The sequence below is a fragment of the Caballeronia sp. LZ032 genome, from assembly GCF_031451315.1.
GTDB lineage: Bacteria > Pseudomonadota > Gammaproteobacteria > Burkholderiales > Burkholderiaceae > Caballeronia.
In genome coordinates this window covers 3018407-3037697 of the sequence record NZ_JARUXP010000001.1, presented here as the reverse complement: position 1 = coordinate 3037697, position 19291 = coordinate 3018407, and the positions used below count along the sequence as shown (strand labels likewise).

Annotated in this window: 17 protein-coding genes and 1 pseudogene; 11 read left to right on the top strand and 7 right to left on the bottom strand. The window is 61.5% G+C overall.

Going from position 1 to position 19291, the window contains the following annotated elements:
- The first annotated feature begins 6 nt into the window (after positions 1 to 6).
- Positions 7 to 627 carry a glutathione S-transferase family protein gene (locus tag QCE69_RS14265; RefSeq protein WP_309931264.1) on the top strand — a complete coding sequence of 207 codons (621 nt, stop codon included), beginning with the start codon at positions 7 to 9 and terminating at the stop codon, positions 625 to 627.
- The gene (locus QCE69_RS14260) at positions 624 to 1859 is read left to right on the top strand and encodes a multifunctional CCA addition/repair protein (protein ID WP_309919024.1); all 1236 of its coding nucleotides are present in this window, start codon (positions 624 to 626) and stop codon (positions 1857 to 1859) included. Before QCE69_RS14265 ends, QCE69_RS14260 begins: the two co-directional genes overlap by 4 nt.
- Positions 1860 to 1869: 10 nt before the next feature.
- On the opposite strand, the gene QCE69_RS14255 is transcribed toward QCE69_RS14260, so the two are convergent.
- Positions 1870 to 2064 (bottom strand): DUF2905 domain-containing protein, encoded by a 195-nt coding sequence (locus QCE69_RS14255; RefSeq protein ID WP_309810593.1) that lies wholly within the window; start codon positions 2062 to 2064, stop codon positions 1870 to 1872.
- Between the two features lie 12 nt (positions 2065 to 2076).
- Positions 2077 to 3282: a class I SAM-dependent methyltransferase gene (locus tag QCE69_RS14250; RefSeq protein WP_309931263.1), complete on the bottom strand. Its 1206-nt coding sequence runs from the start codon at positions 3280 to 3282 to the stop codon at positions 2077 to 2079.
- A 13-nt stretch (positions 3283 to 3295) separates the two neighbouring features.
- Here QCE69_RS14250 and QCE69_RS14245 point away from each other — a divergent pair, with 13 nt between their 5' ends.
- The 6 genes from QCE69_RS14245 (at position 3296) to QCE69_RS14220 (ending at position 10659) form a co-directional block, all read left to right on the top strand.
- Positions 3296 to 4138, top strand: a complete 843-nt coding sequence (locus tag QCE69_RS14245; RefSeq protein WP_309931261.1) for an SDR family oxidoreductase — start codon at positions 3296 to 3298, stop codon at positions 4136 to 4138.
- 24 nt (positions 4139 to 4162) lie between these two features.
- Entirely contained in the window at positions 4163 to 4564 is a 402-nt protein-coding gene (locus tag QCE69_RS14240) for a dihydroneopterin aldolase (RefSeq protein ID WP_309810591.1), read from the top strand.
- Positions 4561 to 5520, top strand: coding sequence for a tRNA 2-thiocytidine(32) synthetase TtcA (ttcA, locus tag QCE69_RS14235; protein WP_309931259.1), 960 nt, complete (start codon positions 4561 to 4563; stop codon positions 5518 to 5520). The genes QCE69_RS14240 and ttcA overlap by 4 nt, the downstream gene beginning before the upstream one ends.
- Before the next feature lie 98 nt (positions 5521 to 5618).
- The gene (glmU, locus tag QCE69_RS14230; RefSeq protein ID WP_309931257.1) at positions 5619 to 6986 is read left to right on the top strand and encodes a bifunctional UDP-N-acetylglucosamine diphosphorylase/glucosamine-1-phosphate N-acetyltransferase GlmU; all 1368 of its coding nucleotides are present in this window, start codon (positions 5619 to 5621) and stop codon (positions 6984 to 6986) included.
- 80 nt (positions 6987 to 7066) lie between these two features.
- Positions 7067 to 8884, top strand: coding sequence for a glutamine--fructose-6-phosphate transaminase (isomerizing) (gene glmS / locus QCE69_RS14225; RefSeq protein WP_309931254.1), 1818 nt, complete (start codon positions 7067 to 7069; stop codon positions 8882 to 8884).
- A gap of 317 nt (positions 8885 to 9201) precedes the next feature.
- On the top strand, positions 9202 to 10659 hold the full coding sequence (locus QCE69_RS14220; RefSeq protein ID WP_309931252.1) for a hypothetical protein: 1458 nt from the start codon (positions 9202 to 9204) through the stop codon (positions 10657 to 10659).
- Positions 10660 to 10821: 162 nt separating this feature from the next.
- Here QCE69_RS14220 and QCE69_RS14215 read toward each other — a convergent pair whose 3' ends face one another.
- Positions 10822 to 11040: a hypothetical protein gene (locus tag QCE69_RS14215; protein ID WP_309931251.1), complete on the bottom strand. Its 219-nt coding sequence runs from the start codon at positions 11038 to 11040 to the stop codon at positions 10822 to 10824.
- Between the two features lie 528 nt (positions 11041 to 11568).
- Between QCE69_RS14215 and QCE69_RS14210 the strand changes: the two genes are divergently transcribed.
- Positions 11569 to 11940 (top strand): hypothetical protein, encoded by a 372-nt coding sequence (locus tag QCE69_RS14210; protein WP_309931249.1) that lies wholly within the window; start codon positions 11569 to 11571, stop codon positions 11938 to 11940.
- Positions 11941 to 12640: 700 nt separating this feature from the next.
- On the opposite strand, the gene QCE69_RS39535 is transcribed toward QCE69_RS14210, so the two are convergent.
- From QCE69_RS39535 to QCE69_RS14195, 4 genes are all read right to left on the bottom strand, one after another.
- Positions 12641 to 12871 (bottom strand): AbrB/MazE/SpoVT family DNA-binding domain-containing protein, encoded by a 231-nt coding sequence (locus QCE69_RS39535; RefSeq protein WP_409021186.1) that lies wholly within the window; start codon positions 12869 to 12871, stop codon positions 12641 to 12643.
- Between the two features lie 648 nt (positions 12872 to 13519).
- Positions 13520 to 14491 carry a hypothetical protein gene (locus QCE69_RS14205; protein WP_309931247.1) on the bottom strand — a complete coding sequence of 324 codons (972 nt, stop codon included), beginning with the start codon at positions 14489 to 14491 and terminating at the stop codon, positions 13520 to 13522.
- Between the two features lie 34 nt (positions 14492 to 14525).
- On the bottom strand, positions 14526 to 14780 hold the full coding sequence (locus tag QCE69_RS14200) for a BPSL0761 family protein (RefSeq protein ID WP_309931245.1): 255 nt from the start codon (positions 14778 to 14780) through the stop codon (positions 14526 to 14528).
- A gap of 730 nt (positions 14781 to 15510) precedes the next feature.
- Complete coding sequence (locus QCE69_RS14195; RefSeq protein ID WP_309931654.1) at positions 15511 to 16029, bottom strand: DUF6471 domain-containing protein; 519 nt, start codon at positions 16027 to 16029, stop codon at positions 15511 to 15513.
- 194 nt (positions 16030 to 16223) lie between these two features.
- Between QCE69_RS14195 and QCE69_RS14190 the strand changes: the two genes are divergently transcribed.
- Both QCE69_RS14190 and QCE69_RS14185 read left to right on the top strand, forming a co-directional pair.
- Complete coding sequence (locus tag QCE69_RS14190) at positions 16224 to 16718, top strand: hypothetical protein (protein WP_309931244.1); 495 nt, start codon at positions 16224 to 16226, stop codon at positions 16716 to 16718.
- 1327 nt (positions 16719 to 18045) lie between these two features.
- Positions 18046 to 19291, top strand: a pseudogene (locus tag QCE69_RS14185) (hypothetical protein); the annotation flags it as partial.

The following is a 19291-nucleotide window of genomic DNA, read 5'->3' as shown; positions in this document are numbered from 1 at the left end:
GATCGCATGAAACTCGTTATCGGTGACAAGCTCAATTCTTCCTGGTCGATGCGTCCGTGGGTGCTGCTCACGCATTTCGGCATCCCGTTCGAGGAGACGCTGATCCGCCTGAACCAGCCCGACACGAAGGCGCAGATTCTGGCGCTTTCGCCGAATGGCCAGGTGCCATGCCTCATCACCGATACGGGCGCTGCCGTGTGGGAATCGCTGGCGATTGCCGAGACGATTGCCGAACTGCACCCGCAGCACGCGATGTGGCCGCGCGATGCCGCCGCCCGGGCACGCGCGCGAAGCATCAGCGCCGAGATGCACGCGGGTTTCGCGGACCTGCGCCAGAACATGCCGATGGACCTCTCGGTCCACGCGCCGGGCACGGGCGCGACGCCGGGTGCGCTCGCGAACATCGCGCGCATCGAAGCCATCTGGGCCGAGTGCCTCGCGGCGTCGGGCGGACCGTTCCTGTTCGGCGAGTTCGGCATTGCGGACGCGATGTACGCGCCCGTCGTCATGCGCTTCAACTCCTATGCGCCCAAGCTGAGCCAGATCTCGCTGGACTACGCGCGGCGCGTCACGGCATTGTCGGCAGTGGCCGCGTGGATCGACGGCGCGCGCGAGGCGGCGCGATGAACATCTATGCGGTCGGCGGCGCGATCCGCGATGAACTGCTCGGCGTGCCGGTGGTGGATCGCGATTACGTCGTGGTGGGCGCGACGCCCGAACAGATGGTCGCGCAGGGGTATCGGCCGGTCGGGCGGGATTTTCCGGTGTTCCTGCATCCCGAGACGCACGAGGAATACGCGCTCGCGCGGACCGAACGCAAGACGGCCGCAGGCTATCACGGCTTCCAGTTCTACTATTCGCCGGACGTGACGCTCGAGGAAGATCTCGCGCGGCGCGATCTCACGATCAACGCCATGGCCCGCGAAGTCACGCCGGCGGGCGAGCTGACGGGTCCCGTCATCGATCCCTTCGACGGCCGGGCCGATCTCGCGAACAAGCTGTTCCGGCACGTGGGCGAGGCGTTCATCGAGGATCCGGTGCGGATTCTGCGCGTCGGGCGTTTCGCCGCGCGCTTTGCCGATTTCAACATCGCGCCCGAGACCGCCGCGCTGATGCAAAAGATGGTCGCGGCCGGCGAAGTCGATGCGCTCGTGCCCGAGCGCGTGTGGCAGGAAGTGTCGCGCGGGCTGATGGAGAAGAAGCCGTCACGCATGTTCGAGGTGCTGCGCGGCTGCGGCGCGCTGGCGCGCATCCTGCCCGAAGTCGATGCGCTGTGGGGCGTGCCGCAGCGCGCCGACTATCACCCGGAAGTGGACACCGGCGTGCACGTGATGATGGTGCTCGACTACGCCGCGTCGCAAGGCTTCGCGCTGCCGGTGCGTTTCGCGGCGCTGACGCACGATCTCGGCAAGGCGACCACGCCGGAAGACATCCTGCCGCGCCATCTCGGTCACGAGGGCCGCAGCGTGGATCTGCTGCGGCCCTTGTGCGAACGCCTGCGCGTGCCCAACGAATGCCGCGACCTGGCGGTGCTGGTCGCGCGTGAGCACGGCAACATCCATCGCGTGATGGAGATGGGCGCGGCCGCGCTGGTGCGGCTGTTCGAACGCGCCGATGCGCTGCGCAAGCCGGCGCGTTTCGCCGAGGCCTTGCAGGCGTGCGTGGCCGACGCGCGCGGCCGGCTGGGACTCGACCGGCAACCGTATCCGCAGGCGGAGCGGCTGCGCGAGGCGCTCGTTGCGGCCCGTTCCGTCGATGCCGGCGCCGTCGCGCAACAGCACGCGGCCCAGCCGTCGAAGATCAAGGATGCGGTACACGACGCACGGGTCGCCGCCGTGAAGGACGCGCTGGGCGTCTGATCGTCCGACCTCAGAGTGCGCGCGCGATCAGTGAGAGCAAAAGGGAAAGCAGCAGCGTCGACATGAAGGGAAACGAGTATTCCCGGCCGAACAACCGCAGCGTGAAATCACCCGGCAGCCGCCCGATGCCGAACTTCCTGAGCCAGGGCATCGAGCCGGAGAGGATCGCGAGCGCGATGAAGGTGGTCAGCAGCCAGCGGATCATGATGGATAAAAATCACAGGGTGTGAGTTCGGTCGCCGGTGGCGAAGGCGTCGAGCGTGCCGGAGATGCCGCGCGAAAACGCGATCACCTTGAACAGCTCGCCCATCTCGGCCTCGGAGAGCAGTTTCTGCACGGCATTGGCGGCCGGCAGGAAACGCCGCACATCGGACGGATCCAGTTCGCCGAGCACGTCGGTGACGCCCGCGTTCAACAGGAAGCGGGCCTGCGAGGTGAAGCCGAGCAGATCCGCGCCGGTCTCGACCCCGGCTTCCGCGATGCCCGTGAATTCCACGTGCGCGGTGATGTCCTGCAAGCCCGGATAGAGAAACGGATCCGGATGCGCGCGATGCCGGTAGTGACACATCAGCGTGCCGCCCGCGCGCTGCGCGTGATAGAACTCGCGGCGCGGAAATCCATAGTCGATGAAAAACGCCGCGCCGCGCACGAGCATCGTGCAGACGGTCTTCGTGAAGCCCAGCGCCGCTTCGTGCGTTTCCGTCACGTATTCGGCGAAGGGTTCGTCGTTGGCGTCGTCGATGGCGGCATCGATCAGTTCGACTTGCGCGTCGGGCGTGATCGGCCGGTCGTCGAAGGCCAGGCGGTCGTCCAGCAGCACCACGCCGCGCTCGTGCCACGCGCCGAGCTTGCGCGCGACGAGGCGCACGGGCATCGCGTCCAGCACCTCGTTGCCGATCACCACACCTTCGAAGCTGTCCGGCAGCGAATCGAGCCATTGCACCTTCGCGGCGAGCGCGGGCGCGTCCCGTTCGATGGTTTCACGCTGGCGCGCGCGCAATTCGCCGGAAAGATCGACGATCGCGTAGCTGTCGAAGGGCACGTCGAGTTGGGCGAGGGCGCTCATCAGGCCGGCGGCGAGCTTGCCGGTGCCGGCGCCGAACTCCATCAGCTGCCGCGTGCCGCTCTGCTGCAACGCCTGCGCCACGGGACGGGCGAGCGTCGTCGCGAACAGCGGGGACAACTCGGGCGCGGTGACGAAGTCGCTGCCGTCTTCCCCGCGGCGGCCGAATTTCATGGCGCCGCCGCTGTAATAGCCCAGGCCGGGAGCGTACAAGACCAGATCCATATAGCGGTCGAACGGCAGCCAGCCGCCCGCAGCGGCGATGCGTTCGCGGATCAGCCCGGTCAGCGCTTCGGATTGCGCGAGCGCGTCGGCGCCCGGAGCAGGTAAACTATCGGATTGTCGAGCATTCGAGTTCATCCCCGCATTGTAAATGAGCGCCTCCACGCCGTTTTCTTCCGCTAACGCGCCGTCTTCCGGCGCCGCCCAACGTTCCCGCGCCGTGCTCGTGACCGGCGCGGCGAAACGGGTAGGACGCGGCATCGCACTGGAGTTCGCGCGGCAGGGCTGGGACGTGGCGGTGCATTACGGCGGCTCGGAGCACGAAGCGCGCGAAACCGTGGCGCTCATCGAGGCGCTCGGGCGGCGCGCGGTGGCGCTGAAAGCGGATCTCGGCGTCGAAGCCGAAGTCGCGCGGCTGGTGCCGGCGTGCGTCGAGGCGTTAGGCGGCCTGCAGTGCGTGGTGAACTGCGCATCGCGTTTCGACGAGGACACCGCCGGCGATTTCCACTACGCGAAGCTGCTGGAGATGACCGCGATCAACGTCGCCGCGCCACTGCTGCTCGCGCGCATGCTGCACGAGATCCTGCCGGACGCCGCGTCTGATCGCGACGAACTGCGCGGCGTGGTCATCAACGTGCTCGACCAGAAGCTTTACAACATGAACCCGGATTACCTGTCGTACACGCTGACGAAGGCCGCGCTCGACAACGCCACGGTGGCGCTGGCCCAGGCGCTCGGGCCGAAGCTGCGCGTGGTGGGCCTGGCACCGGGTTTGACGATGATCTCCGCCGGGCAGACGCCTGCGACGTTCGCGGCGGCGCATCGCGTGACGCCGCTGAATCGCGCGTCGACGGTGGAGGATGTCGCGCAGGCCGCGTGCTATCTCGCGAATGCGCACGGCGTGACCGGCACGACGCTGGTCGTCGATGGCGGCCAGCACCTCGTGCCGAGCCCGCGCGACGTGATGTACATGATCGGCGCGCAGAATCACTGACGCGCCCAACTTTTGGATGAGACCATGCTTGCCGCACTTTCGCACCCCCGGCTGACCGATTGCCGGCGGCTTTTTCTGCGCAACTACGAAGTGCGCATCAACATCGGTGTGCATGACTTCGAGAAGCGCGGTGAGCAACGCGTCGTGATCAATGTCGAGCTGTACGTGCCGCTCGCGCTGTCGACGCCCGTCGCGGACAAGCTGGCCGAAGTCGTCGATTACGACTTCATGCGCTCGACCATCGCGGAACGCGTGAAGCGCGGCCATATCCATCTGCAGGAAACGCTGTGCGACGACGTCGCCGCCGCCTTGCTGGCGCATCCGGACGTGCGCGCGGTGGCCGTATCGACGGAAAAGCCCGACGTCTATCCCGATTGCGACGCGGTCGGCGTCGAAGTCTTCCGCATCAAGGAGGAACAGGCATGAACGCGCGCGACACGCTCGACACCCCGGACGAGGTCAAACCGGTCCGCGAGGCGCTGACGAAGCGCCAGCAAAAGGAAGCGTACGAGAACAACAAGCTGTACAAGCGCATCGTGCGGCAGGTCGGCGAGGCGATCGGCGACTTCAACATGATCGAGGAAGGCGACAAGGTCATGGTCTGCCTGTCCGGCGGCAAGGACAGTTACGCGATGCTCGACGTCCTGATGCGCCTGCGCGAGCGCGCGCCGATCAACTTCGAGCTCGTCGCCGTCAATCTCGACCAGAAGCAGCCCGGCTTTCCGGAACACGTGCTGCCCGAATACCTGGCGAAGCTGGACATTCCGTTTCACATCGAGAATCAGGATACGTACAGCATCGTCAAGCGCCTGGTGCCCGAGGGCAAGACCACGTGCTCGCTGTGCTCGCGGCTGCGGCGCGGCATCCTGTACCGAGTGGCGGGCGAACTCGGCGCGACCAAGATCGCGCTGGGCCATCATCGCGACGACATCCTGCAGACGCTGCTGCTCAACATGTTCTACGGCGGCAAGCTGAAGGGCATGCCGCCCAAGCTGCAATCGGACGACGGCAAGAACATCGTGATCCGTCCGCTTGCTTACGTGAAGGAAACCGATCTGGAGAAATACGCGGAGTTGCGCGAATTTCCGATCATTCCGTGCAACCTGTGCGGAAGCCAGCCGAACCTGAAGCGCGCCGAGATGAAAGCGCTGATCCGTGAATGGGACAAGCGTTTCCCGGGGCGGGTCGAGAACATGTTCAACGCGCTGTCGAATGTCGTGCCGTCGCATCTGATGGACGGCGCGCTGTTTCCGTTCGCCGGATTGCGCGCGACGGGCGAAGCGGATCCGCAGGGCGATATCGCGTTCGACGAAGAACCGTGCGCAAGCGAACCGTCAACGTCGGCGGGCACCATTTCAATTGTGCAGTTCGACGACCTGTAACCGTTGTCGGAGCAGGATGCGGCGTGGCTTTCGCCGCATTGCATCAAGGAGCCGGATGCTATATTGGCGGCTCGTCACACCCAGCAAGGCTTCCCGGCATGAACATCGTGATTCTGGCTGCCGGCATGGGCAAGCGCATGCGCTCCGCCCTGCCGAAGGTACTTCATTCACTGGCGGGCAAGCCGCTGCTCTCCCATGTCATCGACACGGCGCGCACGCTTTCGCCGACGCGCCTCGTGGTCGTCGTCGGACATGGCGCGGACCAGGTTCGTGAGGCTGTCGGCGCGCCGGACGTGCAGTTCGCGCTGCAGGAACGGCAGCTCGGCACCGGACACGCCGTGCAGCAAGCGCTTCCGCTGCTCGATCCCTCGGTGGCCACGCTCGTGCTCTACGGCGATGTGCCGCTCACGCGCGCCAGCACACTCGAACGCCTGATCGATGCGGCGGGCGAGAACCGATATGGCGTGTTGACCGTGGACGTCGGCGATCCGACCGGCTATGGACGCATCGTGCGCAATGCGGCCGGCTCGGTCCGCAAGATCGTCGAGCAGAAGGATGCGTCCGAAGAAGAACGCCGTATCGCGGAAATCAACACGGGCATCGTCGTGACGCCGACGCGCGCGCTCGAAGGCTGGCTCGCATCGCTCAGGAACGACAACGCGCAAGGCGAGTTCTATCTGACCGATGTCGTCGAACGCGCGATCGAATCGGGCGTGGAGGTCGTCACCGCCCAGCCCGACGCCGAATGGGAAACGCTCGGCGTGAACAGCAAGGTCCAGCTGGCCGAACTCGAACGGATTCATCAGCGCAACGTCGCGCACGCGCTGCTCGATGCGGGCGTGACGCTGCTCGACCCGGCGCGCATCGACGTGCGCGGCACGCTCGAATGCGGCGCGGATGTGTCCATCGACGTGAATTGCGTGTTCGAAGGGCGCGTGACGCTCGGCGACAACGTGACGATCGGCCCGAACTGCGTGCTCCGCGATGCCGATATCGGCGCCGGGACGCGGGTGGATGCGTATACGCATATCGAAGGCGCGACGGCCGGCGCGAACGTGGTACTCGGGCCGTATGCACGGCTGCGTCCGGGCGCACAGCTGGCGGATGAAGCGCACGTCGGCAACTTCGTCGAAGTGAAGAACGCGGTGCTCGGGCGCGGCTCGAAGGCGAACCACCTGACCTATATCGGCGATGCCGACATCGGCGCGCGCGTGAACATCGGCGCGGGCACGATCACCTGCAACTACGACGGCGCGAACAAGCATCGCACGGTGATCGGCGACGACGTGTTCGTCGGCTCCGATACCCAGTTGGTCGCGCCGGTGCGCGTGGGCAGCGGCGTGACGATCGCCGCGGGCACGACGGTGTGGAAGGACATCGGCGAGAACGAACTCGTGCTCAACGAGAAAACGCAAGTGAGCAAGACGGGCTACGTGCGTCCGGTCAAGAACAAGAACAAGTCGTAAGGCTGTTGGTTTGACGCAGTCAGACGCGCGCGGCCCGGTGGGCCGCGCTTTCAGATACTGGTTTCAAAGGATGAACGCCCATGTGCGGAATTGTCGGCGCGGTAGCGCAACGTAACATCGTCCCGGTGCTGGTCGAAGGGCTGCGCCGCCTCGAATATCGCGGCTACGACTCGTGCGGCGTGGCCGTGCTGAGCCATGGCGAACCGCGCCGCGCCCGCAGCGTCGCGCGCGTGTCCGACCTCGATGCCCAGGTGCGCGACTCGAATCTCGCCGGCATGACCGGCATCGCGCACACGCGCTGGGCCACGCATGGCGCGCCCATCACGGACAACGCCCATCCGATCTTTTCGCGCGATACGGTCGCGCTGGTGCACAACGGCATCATCGAGAACTACGAGACGCTGCGCGAGATGCTCAAGGGCAAGGGCTACGAGTTCGTCTCGCAGACCGACACCGAAGTCATCGCGCATCTGATCCACAGCATGTATCACGGCGACCTGTTCCAGACCGTGCGCGAGGCGGTGAAGATGCTGCACGGCGCGTATGCGATCGCCGTGATTCACAAGGATCAGCCGCATACGGTCGTGGGCGCGCGCCAGGGCTCGCCGCTCGTGGTCGGCGTGGGGCAGGGCGAGAACTTTCTTGCTTCCGATGCGCTGGCGCTCGCGGGCAGCACGGACCGCTTCGCGTTCCTCGAAGAGGGCGATGTGGTCGAGATCGGACTGGATGGCGTGAAGATCGTCGATCGCGAAGGCCTGCCGGCGGCGCGTGAAGTCCGCACGGTGACGGCGTATGGCGGCGCGGTGGAACTCGGGCCGTACCGGCATTTCATGCAGAAGGAAATCTTCGAGCAGCCGCGCGCGATCACCGACACGATTCCGCAAGCCGATCACTTCGATCCGGCGCTGTTCGGCGAAGGCGCGCAAGAAGTGTTCGCGGGCATCGACAGCATTCTCATTCTTGCGTGCGGCACGAGCAGTTACGCGGGCCTGACGGCGAAGTACTGGCTCGAATCGATCGCCAGGATTCCGACGCAGGTCGAGATTGCCAGTGAGTATCGCTATCGCGAGTCGGTGCCGAATCCGAAGGCGCTGGTCGTGGTGATTTCGCAGTCGGGCGAAACCGCCGATACGCTCGCGGCGCTCAAGCATGCGCAGTCGCTCGGTCACAAGCACACGCTCGCCGTGTGCAACGTGGCGACGAGCGCGATGGTGCGCCAGACCGAGCTTGCGTTCCTGACGCATGCGGGCACGGAGATCGGCGTGGCATCGACGAAGGCGTTCACGACGCAGCTCGTCGCGCTGTTCGTGCTGGCGGTGACGCTGGCGAAGATGCGCGGTCGTGTCGATGCGAAGCAGGAAGCGGCGTATTTTGCGCAGCTGCGCCATTTGCCGGCGGCGCTGAACAGCGTGTTGGCGCTGGAGCCGCAGATCATCGCGTGGTCGGAGGACTTTGCGCGCAAGGAGAATGCGTTGTTCCTCGGGCGCGGACTGCATTATCCGATTGCGCTCGAAGGTGCGTTGAAGCTCAAGGAGATTTCGTATATCCACGCCGAGGCGTATCCGGCGGGTGAGCTCAAGCATGGACCGCTCGCGCTGGTGACCGAAGCGATGCCGGTGGTGACCGTGGCGCCGAATGATGCGCTGCTGGAGAAGCTCAAGTCGAACATGCAGGAAGTGCGGGCGCGTGGGGGAGAGCTGTATGTATTCGCGGATGCGGATACGCGGATTGTCAGTCAGGACGGGATTCATGTGATCCGCATGCCGGAGCATTATGGGGCGCTGTCGCCGATTCTTCACGTCGTGCCGCTGCAGTTGCTGGCCTATCACACGGCTTGTGCTCGAGGGACGGATGTCGACAAGCCCAGGAATCTGGCGAAGTCGGTTACGGTGGAGTGAGGGGGGCGGTTTGGATAGGTGGGGTGGTAATTGGAATTAGAAACGTTTTCGCCGTATACGCTTCTACGCCAGCGCGGCCCGTTTTGCCATGTAACCCTCTGATTTGCTGACGTAAAAATTTCTAATTCCAAGCCGATTTTTCGGCTGTTTCCCGCACCGGAAAGCGTGAAAGTGGCGAAAGAATGACGCTACTTTCGCGCTTTTTTCTTCGCATTTCCAGCACCCGCACCTGCTCACCAGTGGCCGCGCGTGCCCAGTTCCGGCGAGTCCATCTACGCCTTACGCGTAGACTGCCAAGGCGTTCTGAAGCGCGAGTCATGGAGGCATCGTTTATGGTGAGTTCAGGCGTCAAGGTCCAAGTAGTCCCCCTCGATACGTTCAGGCAACTGATTACGGACGTTCTGTACAACGTCAAAGCGCATAGTCTTCCCCAAGCGTGCAAGCGGATGGGGATTCAGTCTTCCGTTGGCCCGGACGACGCGGCAGAGGCGCACAGCAGCAAAAGGCTGTACATCAGTTCGCGCATCGCCGACTACAACAGGGAAGCGCTTATCGAACTTGCCCGCAAGGTGCTCGACGAATACTCGAGCGACGCCCTCGCCGACGCTCTTGCTGAAATGACGCAGCATGGTCAGCATCGCGTTAGCCAGCTTGTGCGCCGCGATGTCCTCAAAGTCCTTAACCGGGTTGATTTGCTGTTTGGCGACCTCCCTGTCATCGCGAGTCTGGAGGAGGTATTCACCGCCGAGTTCTTGCGCGCGGGTGAGTCGATGTGGGTGGACAACGCCAGCGTCGGTGCCCAGGTACTGCAGCACTACGTGCGTAACCCGGATTGGTCGCACGAGGAGATGCTCATCGAATGCGGTGCGTTGACATGCAGTCAGGTCCGATTCTTCGCCTTACTCGAGAAACTCGTGCATCCGATGACTCGTCGGGATGACGAGCAAGCTGAATTGGCAACCGCTATCAGCGACGCGTTGAAGCGAGACGGCTTCACGCTGAAGCAGACTTCTGTCGAGTCCCAATACCCGATTTTCAGTGTCGTTCGCACTCACGCTGGCGTTGCCGGCACGATGAAGAATCTGATTTTTGCGTCGACGGGTGAGAAACCCGAACTGGTTTTTCGCGACGCACTGAACAACGATGTCGAAATCACGAAGCATGCCGACAAGGTTCTCGTGTACGACCAGCCACTCCCCAACTCGGGGATGTTGCTGTGGAGCGACTTGCGCGACTGGTACGCAATAATCCAAGGCGTAGAGGGCGTTCAGGGCGCGAAGATGTTATACACACGCCTTCGCGAATCGGTGCTGGGCGCAAAGTCACCCGGCGAGTTCGCCATTTTTCACGGCTACTACGACCGCTTCAGCAAAGCGCTGGGCGACAGACTTCCTGCTCTTATTCCTCAGGTCTACCTGCATTACGACCCATATACGCGGCGCGCGCGGGGCGATGAGAAGTTTCTGGTCCGGCAGCGCATGGATTTTCTGTTGATGCTGGAGCGAGGCGTGCGCATCGTCATCGAAATCGATGGCAGCCACCACTACGCAGTGAAAGAGTCGGGCGGACAGGAACGCTACGTCGCGAGTCCTCGGCTCTATGCCGAGATGGCAGCGGAGGACAGGCGGCTACGATTGATGGGCTATGAGGTGTATCGGTTCGGCGGCCATGAATTCCTCGATGTGGACATCGAGAGCTGGAAAGTCGGTCCGTTGGCGCAGCAGCGCGTGGCCGACTTCTTCGACAGGCTGCTGGCTAAGCACGAAATCCAGTAACTTTCGCGAGCTCTTAACGCGGAGACGAAGGGCTTGCCTCACCGGACTCGCCGTCGACATCATCATCGTCGACGGCCCTTTCCGGCGACTTGAGGCGTCCGCGAAGATTTGGCGCCGCTCGCTCGACCAATCGTCAGTTGCTTCGACTTCGTAGCGACATAACTACTCGTCAGCCGACAGTGCGTTGTAAGCATCTATCGCAGCCTGCCGCGCGGTCTTGTAGGAATGCACAGATGCGGCCACCACGAACTGGCCGTCCTTCGTCTCATGATGCAGCTCGAGCGCCCCACTCTCGAGCAGCTTTCGCACATGCGGCCGGGAGACAAAGAGCACCGTCGCTGCATCGGCAATCGACATGAATCCGTCTATATCTGAAGGCATGGGAACACTCCGGTTGAAGTCGCCAATCACGGGTAGCGCCGCCATGAACCCGGTGGCGCCGCTGGCGGCTCGCTGGAGTGTCCGCCGTGGCGCGACCGCTCGTCGTTAAAGAGCACCCGCATTTTCTCAAGCGCAATCAGCTGAGAACGGGTTTCCTCCTTCCACGCGGACTGAACGGCGCCATACAACGCATCCAGTTCATACAGTAGCTGGCGAAGCCTGACGATTTCAAGAATCGGGCGCCGGAAGCTTGTGTCCTGGCCGCAGCCCGAGCGATGCGCAGCCCACAGCGCGCGGAGCTCGTCGAGCGATGGCGTTGGCAAATCGGGGAATCGGGGTTCGTTACAAAATACCTCCCGGATACTTGTATATGTACAGCATTACGGCACGGGGCATCTCGGCTAACGGGGCGCAACATCCGGCCCGACATCCGCCGAGCCTCGCGAGCGCAAAAGCTGCTGATTCCAGCAGGCCGTGAAATGCGGCGTACCATCAAGAGTGGCGTGCGCAATAGCGATGGAGGACGGAATGGCAGACCGACACGTGCCTGACGACTTTCCTAGAGAGCCAGACCTTGGCTCTGTGACTGGCGTTCAACCGAAGCTTCTTGTCCGGGAAGTCAACGGCCGTTATGTGAGCGGCCCTACCGATGAGGAGTTATGGGAACGCTATGACACGTGCGAGGACCTTGCTAACCAACTCTACGAATACGTGTCACGAAAGATTGCTACGGCCGGGCTGTCACCCGACGTGGCGTTGGCCCGTGCCGAGAAAGGCGTGCGATTGAAGGTCGACGCCGGAGAATGGGGCTTCTCTCAGGCTGAAGTGGCCTGGGTTATGAAGCGCGTGCAGCAGCATTGGGTCGATGGAAGAAATGATGCTCCAGGAGAGGCGCCGTGACCTACTTCCGGTCGTGTTCCAAATTACTCTGTGGCCTTCTCACGGCCACGCCATCGACACGTTTCGAACCGCGATGACAAGGTCGTTGAAGTCCCCAGGCTTCAGAACATATTCATTCGCCCCACCAGCGACCGGACTGTGACCCGAGATGCCTACGCCGAGGAAATCGCGGCGGTCCATCGGCAACGCCCGGGAATTCGTGCTGTTGTGTATGACCATTCATTCGTCGGCGACCGCGCATGGTTCCGCTTCGCATTTAAGTGGACCGACCCAGACTCGGGAGAGGCTCGCAGTCGCGCTGGCCATCAGTTGTATCGCAGGGAAAATGGCAAGCTAGTCGAAACCTGGATTGCGCTTCAACCGCTCGGTTCAAACTTGTCGGACACACCCCAGGTGAACTGGACGAGCGCGCCGAGAATCAACGGTCTCGATAATCCGTATGGACACTCCTGAACGCAGGATATGACTCCTTGGAGACGCCCGATGAACCTTGGTTCCCATACCTTCCCTATCGGTTCGCCGTGACATAGCGTGGAACTGCTCAGGTTGAGTAAGGAGCACTGCACTCGTTCATGACCCGCACGGCTCTGCCTGCGGGATTTTTTTACCTCGCCCTGACGAGGTAATGGGCTGGGCGCTTCGCCAAGAGACGTATCGCGGTCATGCGCAAGATAGGTGTTTGAAACCGAGTGAACGTGTTTCAAACGTCCTCGTCATTTCCGAAGCTCATGTCCTTGATGTCTACATACGTGTCCGGTTTGTGGAGAACCCCGGCCAGTTCACGAATAGACCGTGTTTTCGCTCGTATGAGGATGGTGCCGTCCGGCATTACGTGCCACCGCAGGGCCGTGCCTGTCTTTAGGCCCAGCGCCTTCCGTATACGTGCCGGGACCGTCGTCCTATTGTCACGCGTTAGCCGGGATTCCGGCATTGCTACCCCCCTGCTTCAAAACACGATGTCGCATCCCCACAATCGGGCAATCGTGTAACGCACTTGCGGTGCCCACCAAGGCCCCGTCGCTCATGCCGCCCGCCAATGCTTATAACGGCCGGTCCACATCACGAATGGCATACTGCGTCGCCCCAAATGCGATGCGTTGGGGTTCACCCACGCGTCGGAAATCTCAAAATCGACGTGGCGACACTTGTTTTCGGCGCCAAGAATAAACGCGACCTAATTCTTACTTTGCCGGCTTGCGGCGGCGCAGACTCGGCGGCGACATCATGGCGGTGCCACCTGCAGCTAGCGGCGGGTCAGCGACGCCCGCGAGGTGCAGCATTGCCGCGCCCACCACCTGAAGAGTTTCCAGTCGTACTGGGCCAGTTGCCACTGGAGGAGCCACCGCTCGACCTGCCGCCGCTCCCAGATGATTTGCTTCCGCCGGACGAACCCTTCGATGCACCACCCGGGTTGCCGCGCGCGCCACCTTGGCTGCCACCGTTTCCTTTGCTCATCGCCGCCTCCATTTAACTTGTAGGGTGGTGCCAGCCGCGTCCGATGCGTCAGATGTCGCATCGGGGTCGAGGCAGTTGGCCCTCTGAACAACGACCCTTGAGCCAACGGCGCCGGACACCGAGATTATGTTCCGGCGCGGCTACGAATGCTTTCGGACAGCCGCAACGACCTGACAGAACCGACTGTTACCCGAATGCCGCGCCTATGGCTCGCATGGGAGTCGACTCGCTCGAGACGACTTTCAGATACCAGCCCATGAGCTTCTTGAAGACCTATGTCGAGCACGTTTGCCGCCTCCGTTAGCGTCATGCCGCCTGAGCGGACCCCTCCACGCATATGCTCTGCCACATGACGAATGAGCCCAGGAACATTGCCAGCGGTCATCCGAACGGGCAATGGCAGCAGATAGGTCGCGCCGGTCGGATTTTGAATCGCCACGGACTGCCCGGTGTCAGCCGGCGTCAGTATCAGCGCGCTTTCGAGCAGGCGTGAGTTCGGAGGTGTGAGCCGATACACGGAGACCATCATGCGACCTACTGGAGCTCTGCCGTCCCATCGCTCGTTCGCCCCAACCGTAGCAATGACACGAGACCAGAGATTCATACGAGGGTCTATTTCAAGGACGGCGCGATAAAGAGGCTCGCGATTCGTCTTACTACCTTCGAGTGTCTCGCCGGGGTACACGGAGACGACGGTTCTGGACCACTCTGATGCCCAAGCCTTCGCGAGGAGACGTACGCAGCGGAAGCGGTTCGCATCGTGCAGGCAGTCGACGGGTCTCAGGTTCCAGGTTGACGCGCGCGCGGTATGAAGCCACGCAAGCCTTGCCTCTGCTGGCGCAGGATACAGAATCTTGCATAGCTCCCACAATCGCTCTTTCGTTGAATCGTCGGCAACCAGGAAGGAGGGAATGTATGGGCGACCTTCGATGTAAATGGCAAAGAGCTCGCCGCGGCGAAGCATCTTTTGCAGCCTTATGCGCGGCACGTTCAGCGCTTCGCTCATTGCGTCTGGAAGTATCAGGTGGCCCTGCCTCACAGCTTGCTCGCGTCTATTGAGCAGGACCGCCCAGTTCAGGACATTTGCGTTCGGCATGGGCCACTCCATCATGGTCATTAGTAGCGGTCCGTTAGCGGACCAACATTGATACGTTGACTACAGGAATACCTCTCTTGATGCGATGGATGTCAGACGGCGCGGCCCAGATTTCCGGCAACAGCATTGCACTGGCCTCGAGGTCGTCTGTCACCGGGAAGTGTCTCAGTAGCGCGAGTGCGACCGACTGGACCAGCCCGGGAACCTCGATGGATTCGGCGCCTGACAGGAGCTCCAGAAAGTCTCGTACTTCGAGAATCGCCTGCGTTCTTTCGGTCGGGAATGTCATTGCCGTGGCTCCCCAAAAGCGTGCGTCGTAACGTCCGTGAACTCGACGACACCATTCCACTTGCACCAACGTTGCCAGACATAGTGGGCGTCCTCGCAATGAGCGGACGGGCCGCGGAGCTGATAGACCCGCCCGGACTCCGTAACGCCTTTACATGCGGCGGCGTCGAACTGCGAGATGGCAGAGCTGACTCGTCCCGTGCCGTCCCGAACGTCGGCACCAATGAAGTGGCGTGTCCCTGAATCGGTCTCGAGGATTTGCCACGACGTCAGAGTGAGCTGCGGGTCTATCGCTACCGGTGCTGATTGCCAGATTGGCATGATGGGCTCCAATTATTGCCACAGGCGCCACGCGCTGTGACCTCGAGGACCGGCGAGTCGAGATTGCGAAGCCGGCGGCCGCGAGAACGCGGCAGCGACATCCGTTGCAATCGAACAGACGTGCCGGAGCAGCTCCAGTACGGAGTTGTTCAAAGTCGATTTGTGTAGTGTGCGAGCAGCCCGGGGCGCACGGCCTCGGCCTGGTTGCTGGTAGACGTCTACCGCCGGGACGAGTGGTCAATGCTTCCCGGACAGGCGACAGTGCCTTACCGGCATATCTCCTGAGGCAAGAGATGTTTCGATGCCGGCCCGTGTTAGTTCTGCTTTTGGAGGTCAGCTAGAAAGTGCGAAATATTTCGCACTTAAAGTCACTGTAGTACAACAATTTCGAAGCGCAAGGAAAATCGGACTCATGCGTTGTCGACCTCCACCGCGCTGCGAGCGGCGCATACGATGTCGGCCTGGTCGATGAAGCGGTCAAGAGAGTCTGAACTGAGCAGGTGAAGGAGCTGGATGAAGACGCTGAGCTGTAGCGAGCCGGCGTGCAGCTGGGCCGCAAGCGATGCAGCAGACACAGTCGCTCCGAGCCGGCTGAGTCTTCCCGCAACTTCCTCCAGACCAATCGACGGTTGTCTTTCGAGTTCCGCCTTGAACACCTTGCTTGCGCGCTCTTCCCATGTGCCATCGTGGCGCGATGCCTCGGCCCAGCGCTCAGGAAGTTGCGCGTTCGTCACCGCAAGGATGTGCAGGAACAGACTTGCTCGCAGCGTCCCGCGGGAAATCTTCGACACGATAGCGCGCTCGCCTCCTCTCACTCCGTCGCGCGTCAGCGCTTCGACCAGACCGCTGTAAGTCATGTCCTTGCGGGTCAATGCCACGCGCGTCGCTCTTGACGCAAGTCGTGACCAAGGGGTGTCAGCTTCGCTCATAAATGATTTGACTTTTTCAGCCCATTGCCTACGCTTCAGTGCGAAAAAAAGCGCACTCACGCACGGGGTTCCCGGCGGGAATGGTCCTCGACGGTAGGACGAACGTTCCGGTCAGAAAGCGCCCCGCGTGTCTCTTCGAAGTGTATCGACGGTCATTCCTGGCTTGCACCTGCCTCTGTGTGGAGGTGGTCGACATGTTTCCCGAACGCATGCTTTATCTAACGGTGGAAGGCGTCGTCGTGCCGCGCACCGTGACCCGTACGCAGCTCACTGGAGCTGAGCCCTGTCGATGGTCGGAGTGTCGGCATCTGGCTTACCTCGCGGATATGGTCGAACCGCTGGAGCAGCTCGGCATCGTACTGAACTCAGCCTGGCTTCCGGCGCTGGGTATGCAGACCGTGGCTGGCATCCTGCCGCAACGGCTGCGTAACCTGGTCGTCGGTGCTACTGCACGAGGGAATCGCGTCATCCGGCGCGGCAAGCTACCCGCCGCGGCGGGGCGACGCGAGCATCTTGATGCCGACGTGCGGCGACGCCAGCCGCGCCAACTTACTGTGCTCGAATGCGACGCGTGTAGCGTACCTATTCCCCTGCGCAATGACGCCGTGATTGTCCCCCACGGCCTTTGGGCCGCAACATCGGACGAGTGGCGACATCTCGCAGATAAGCTTACTACACAGATTAACTGACAGGCATCTGGAATTTTGTAGTGAATTCCAAAATTCATTTTGCGGTATACGCAATTCACTTGCCAACTGCACAAGCGTATAACGTTAATTGCGGTTTTCCTGGTTCGGCAAATTTAACGATATACGTTTTAGCCACTAACCGAGAGAGTGAATTCCTTGGTTAAAGCAGACCGTTTGCCTGCGTCGAACACCAGAAAGCCGGATTTTTCTGTGCCGTGACAGTGTTGTGCAAATTAATTTTCGATAAGTAAATTCTTGAAAACTCCCGTCCGGCAAGGGGGAATCACAAATTCGCGGAATAGTGCGTATAAAACCTGTTGACGAACGGAAAATGGTCGCTAGTATGTTCTCAACATGATTCATAGGAGGCTAGATAGAAGACCAAAAACAAGAGATTCCATGGTGAACTAAATGAAAGTGCACACCAAGGAGTTTCAGACAGATTACTAGGTAGTGCTAGTTCGGCAGTTGACGAGTTTCAACCGCGACTGAGCAAGACGGGCATCCGGTGAGTTTGGCCCGGGTGTATTGGTGCCCCCTCTGGGGGAGCTCCTCGCCACGAAGCGCGTAGGGACTCCCATAGCTGGGGCGCCTCGGTCAACCTGAGGAATGTAGTCATGTTGGCAATTTACGCTCGGCCACGGCCGACCCACCAAGACCAGGCGCATACGTCTGGTTGTTGGCGACAGCCTGTAGGCCGCCCCGGCGGTTGCCTCAACAGGCTCTCGCGCCTTCGCTGTCATGAGTTCCACCGACAGCCCTTCACCCGCGAATCCCGATTGCATGCTTTGCACGCTGCGAACTTCTGGCGCGCATGCTTGCCGGTGTTTTCAACCCGAGCACAAAATTTCGAATATCGGTGTCGGGAATAGCCGACGCAAAAACGCAAAGAGGGACGGCGCCAACCGTCCCTCTTTGCCTTAGACAAGTTTCCTCTCTTCTTGTGAGAAAAAACCGTACGTTCCTACTCAAGACGTACGGTCTCACGAGTTGACTGGGCTGTCAATGTTTTCTCATGCTTTTTTAAGAAGGCAGGGAGACATTCGGCCAAATTAACCTCGGAGGCTGAAATGCCAAGTATTTATGTTGCGCATACTGAGTTCCTCTCCCGAGCTTCTATGCTCGCGGACCCGCCATATAACCAATCCGACCCGAATTCAAGTATTGGCAGTGGCCCTCCCATTCGATGTCCCCCTGTACGGTTCCGCCGCTCATTCGCGCCGGGCCGTCGCCATTTCAGATGCAATACACGCAATGCGAGCAAATCGCCAGCCGCGTTTCACGGTCGGTATCTACGCAATGCGGAGCAATTCGAAAGGAGCCGGTCATGAAGCAAGACCTTTCCAACGAAGTTATCGAAAATAACTATCAGAATAAAAATTCGATGGCACAAGCCAACCCCTGCTTGAACTACGTCCCACAGTGGGATGACTACGATTCGACTGTCGCCCGCATGACCATCGCGCCGGAGCGCGGCTTTGACGGCCGTATCTCTTCCGACGCTTTCGCACTCTTTCCGACACAAAGACAGGCTGAGCTGGCAAGAGCGCTTACCACATCCATCATTCAGAGCACGCTGGAGCGCAACCCGGCTGACTTCGCATATCAGGAGCTCCTGCTGCGCGCGTCGGTGCATCTTGCGGACACGGCTGACTTACATGGCCACAGCGTTCCGACCCTGTCTATCTCGGTTCCGACGGCAGGCCCCAGAGGCATGTTCGTCTCGATACCCTCCGCGATGGGCGTGCACTCGTTCGTAGCCGCGCTCGAAAACTTCGTCGGGACCGGTTCGGTGAGTTTCGACGTGGACACGCCGGCAGGGCAGCCGATTCGCGTCAACCGGCTGAAATCTCTCACCGTCGAGTTTCCGCCGAACGGGTCGCCGCGTCGCTTCGTCAAGACGCTGCTCCGGAAGCTGGACAGCGCTGTGATGACGGGATTCGCGGACGAAGTCAGGGGCGCCTTCCATCGCAACCCGGAAGATTGCGCACACTCTTTGGCGGCCCTTGGAATACAGCAGAATCTTGGGGTCCTGCTCGTCACCGGCATAACCGCAAAGGCCATGGCTCAGCCTGGCGCACCGCTCGTGCTCATGGAACTGGGCCAGTTCTCGATTCTCACCGGGATTCCGGTTGTGTGTGTCGGGACACCCGGTGCTGCACCCTCGCTGGTCGAGCTCGGCGTCTCAGTCGCCGCTCTTTACAGCTATGGCGCATGCATCATCGAGCCCTTTGGCGATAAGGACCCGCATTGGGGTCTCTACTCAGAATACACGTGGCAGAACTATTTCGTGGATGCGTTTGGCGCGAAACAGCCTGGCTGGTTTGGTCAGGAGATGTTGAAGCACTGCGCGGGACATACGGACCTGCTGTTCAAAGTGGGGCGTCATGTTCGAGATTTCCACGAAAAACGGTCAGCTGAAGCGCTCACATCTGAGGCACTGACCGGTTTTGCCAAGACGGCGCTCGTGATGGTGGAGGGCGACAATCATTTTGGCCGGTGTAGCGGCGAAGGTTTTGGCCGGTGGGGAGAAGTCAGAGGCGGCGTAGCCGCCGGAGAGTTCTCCCCACCGG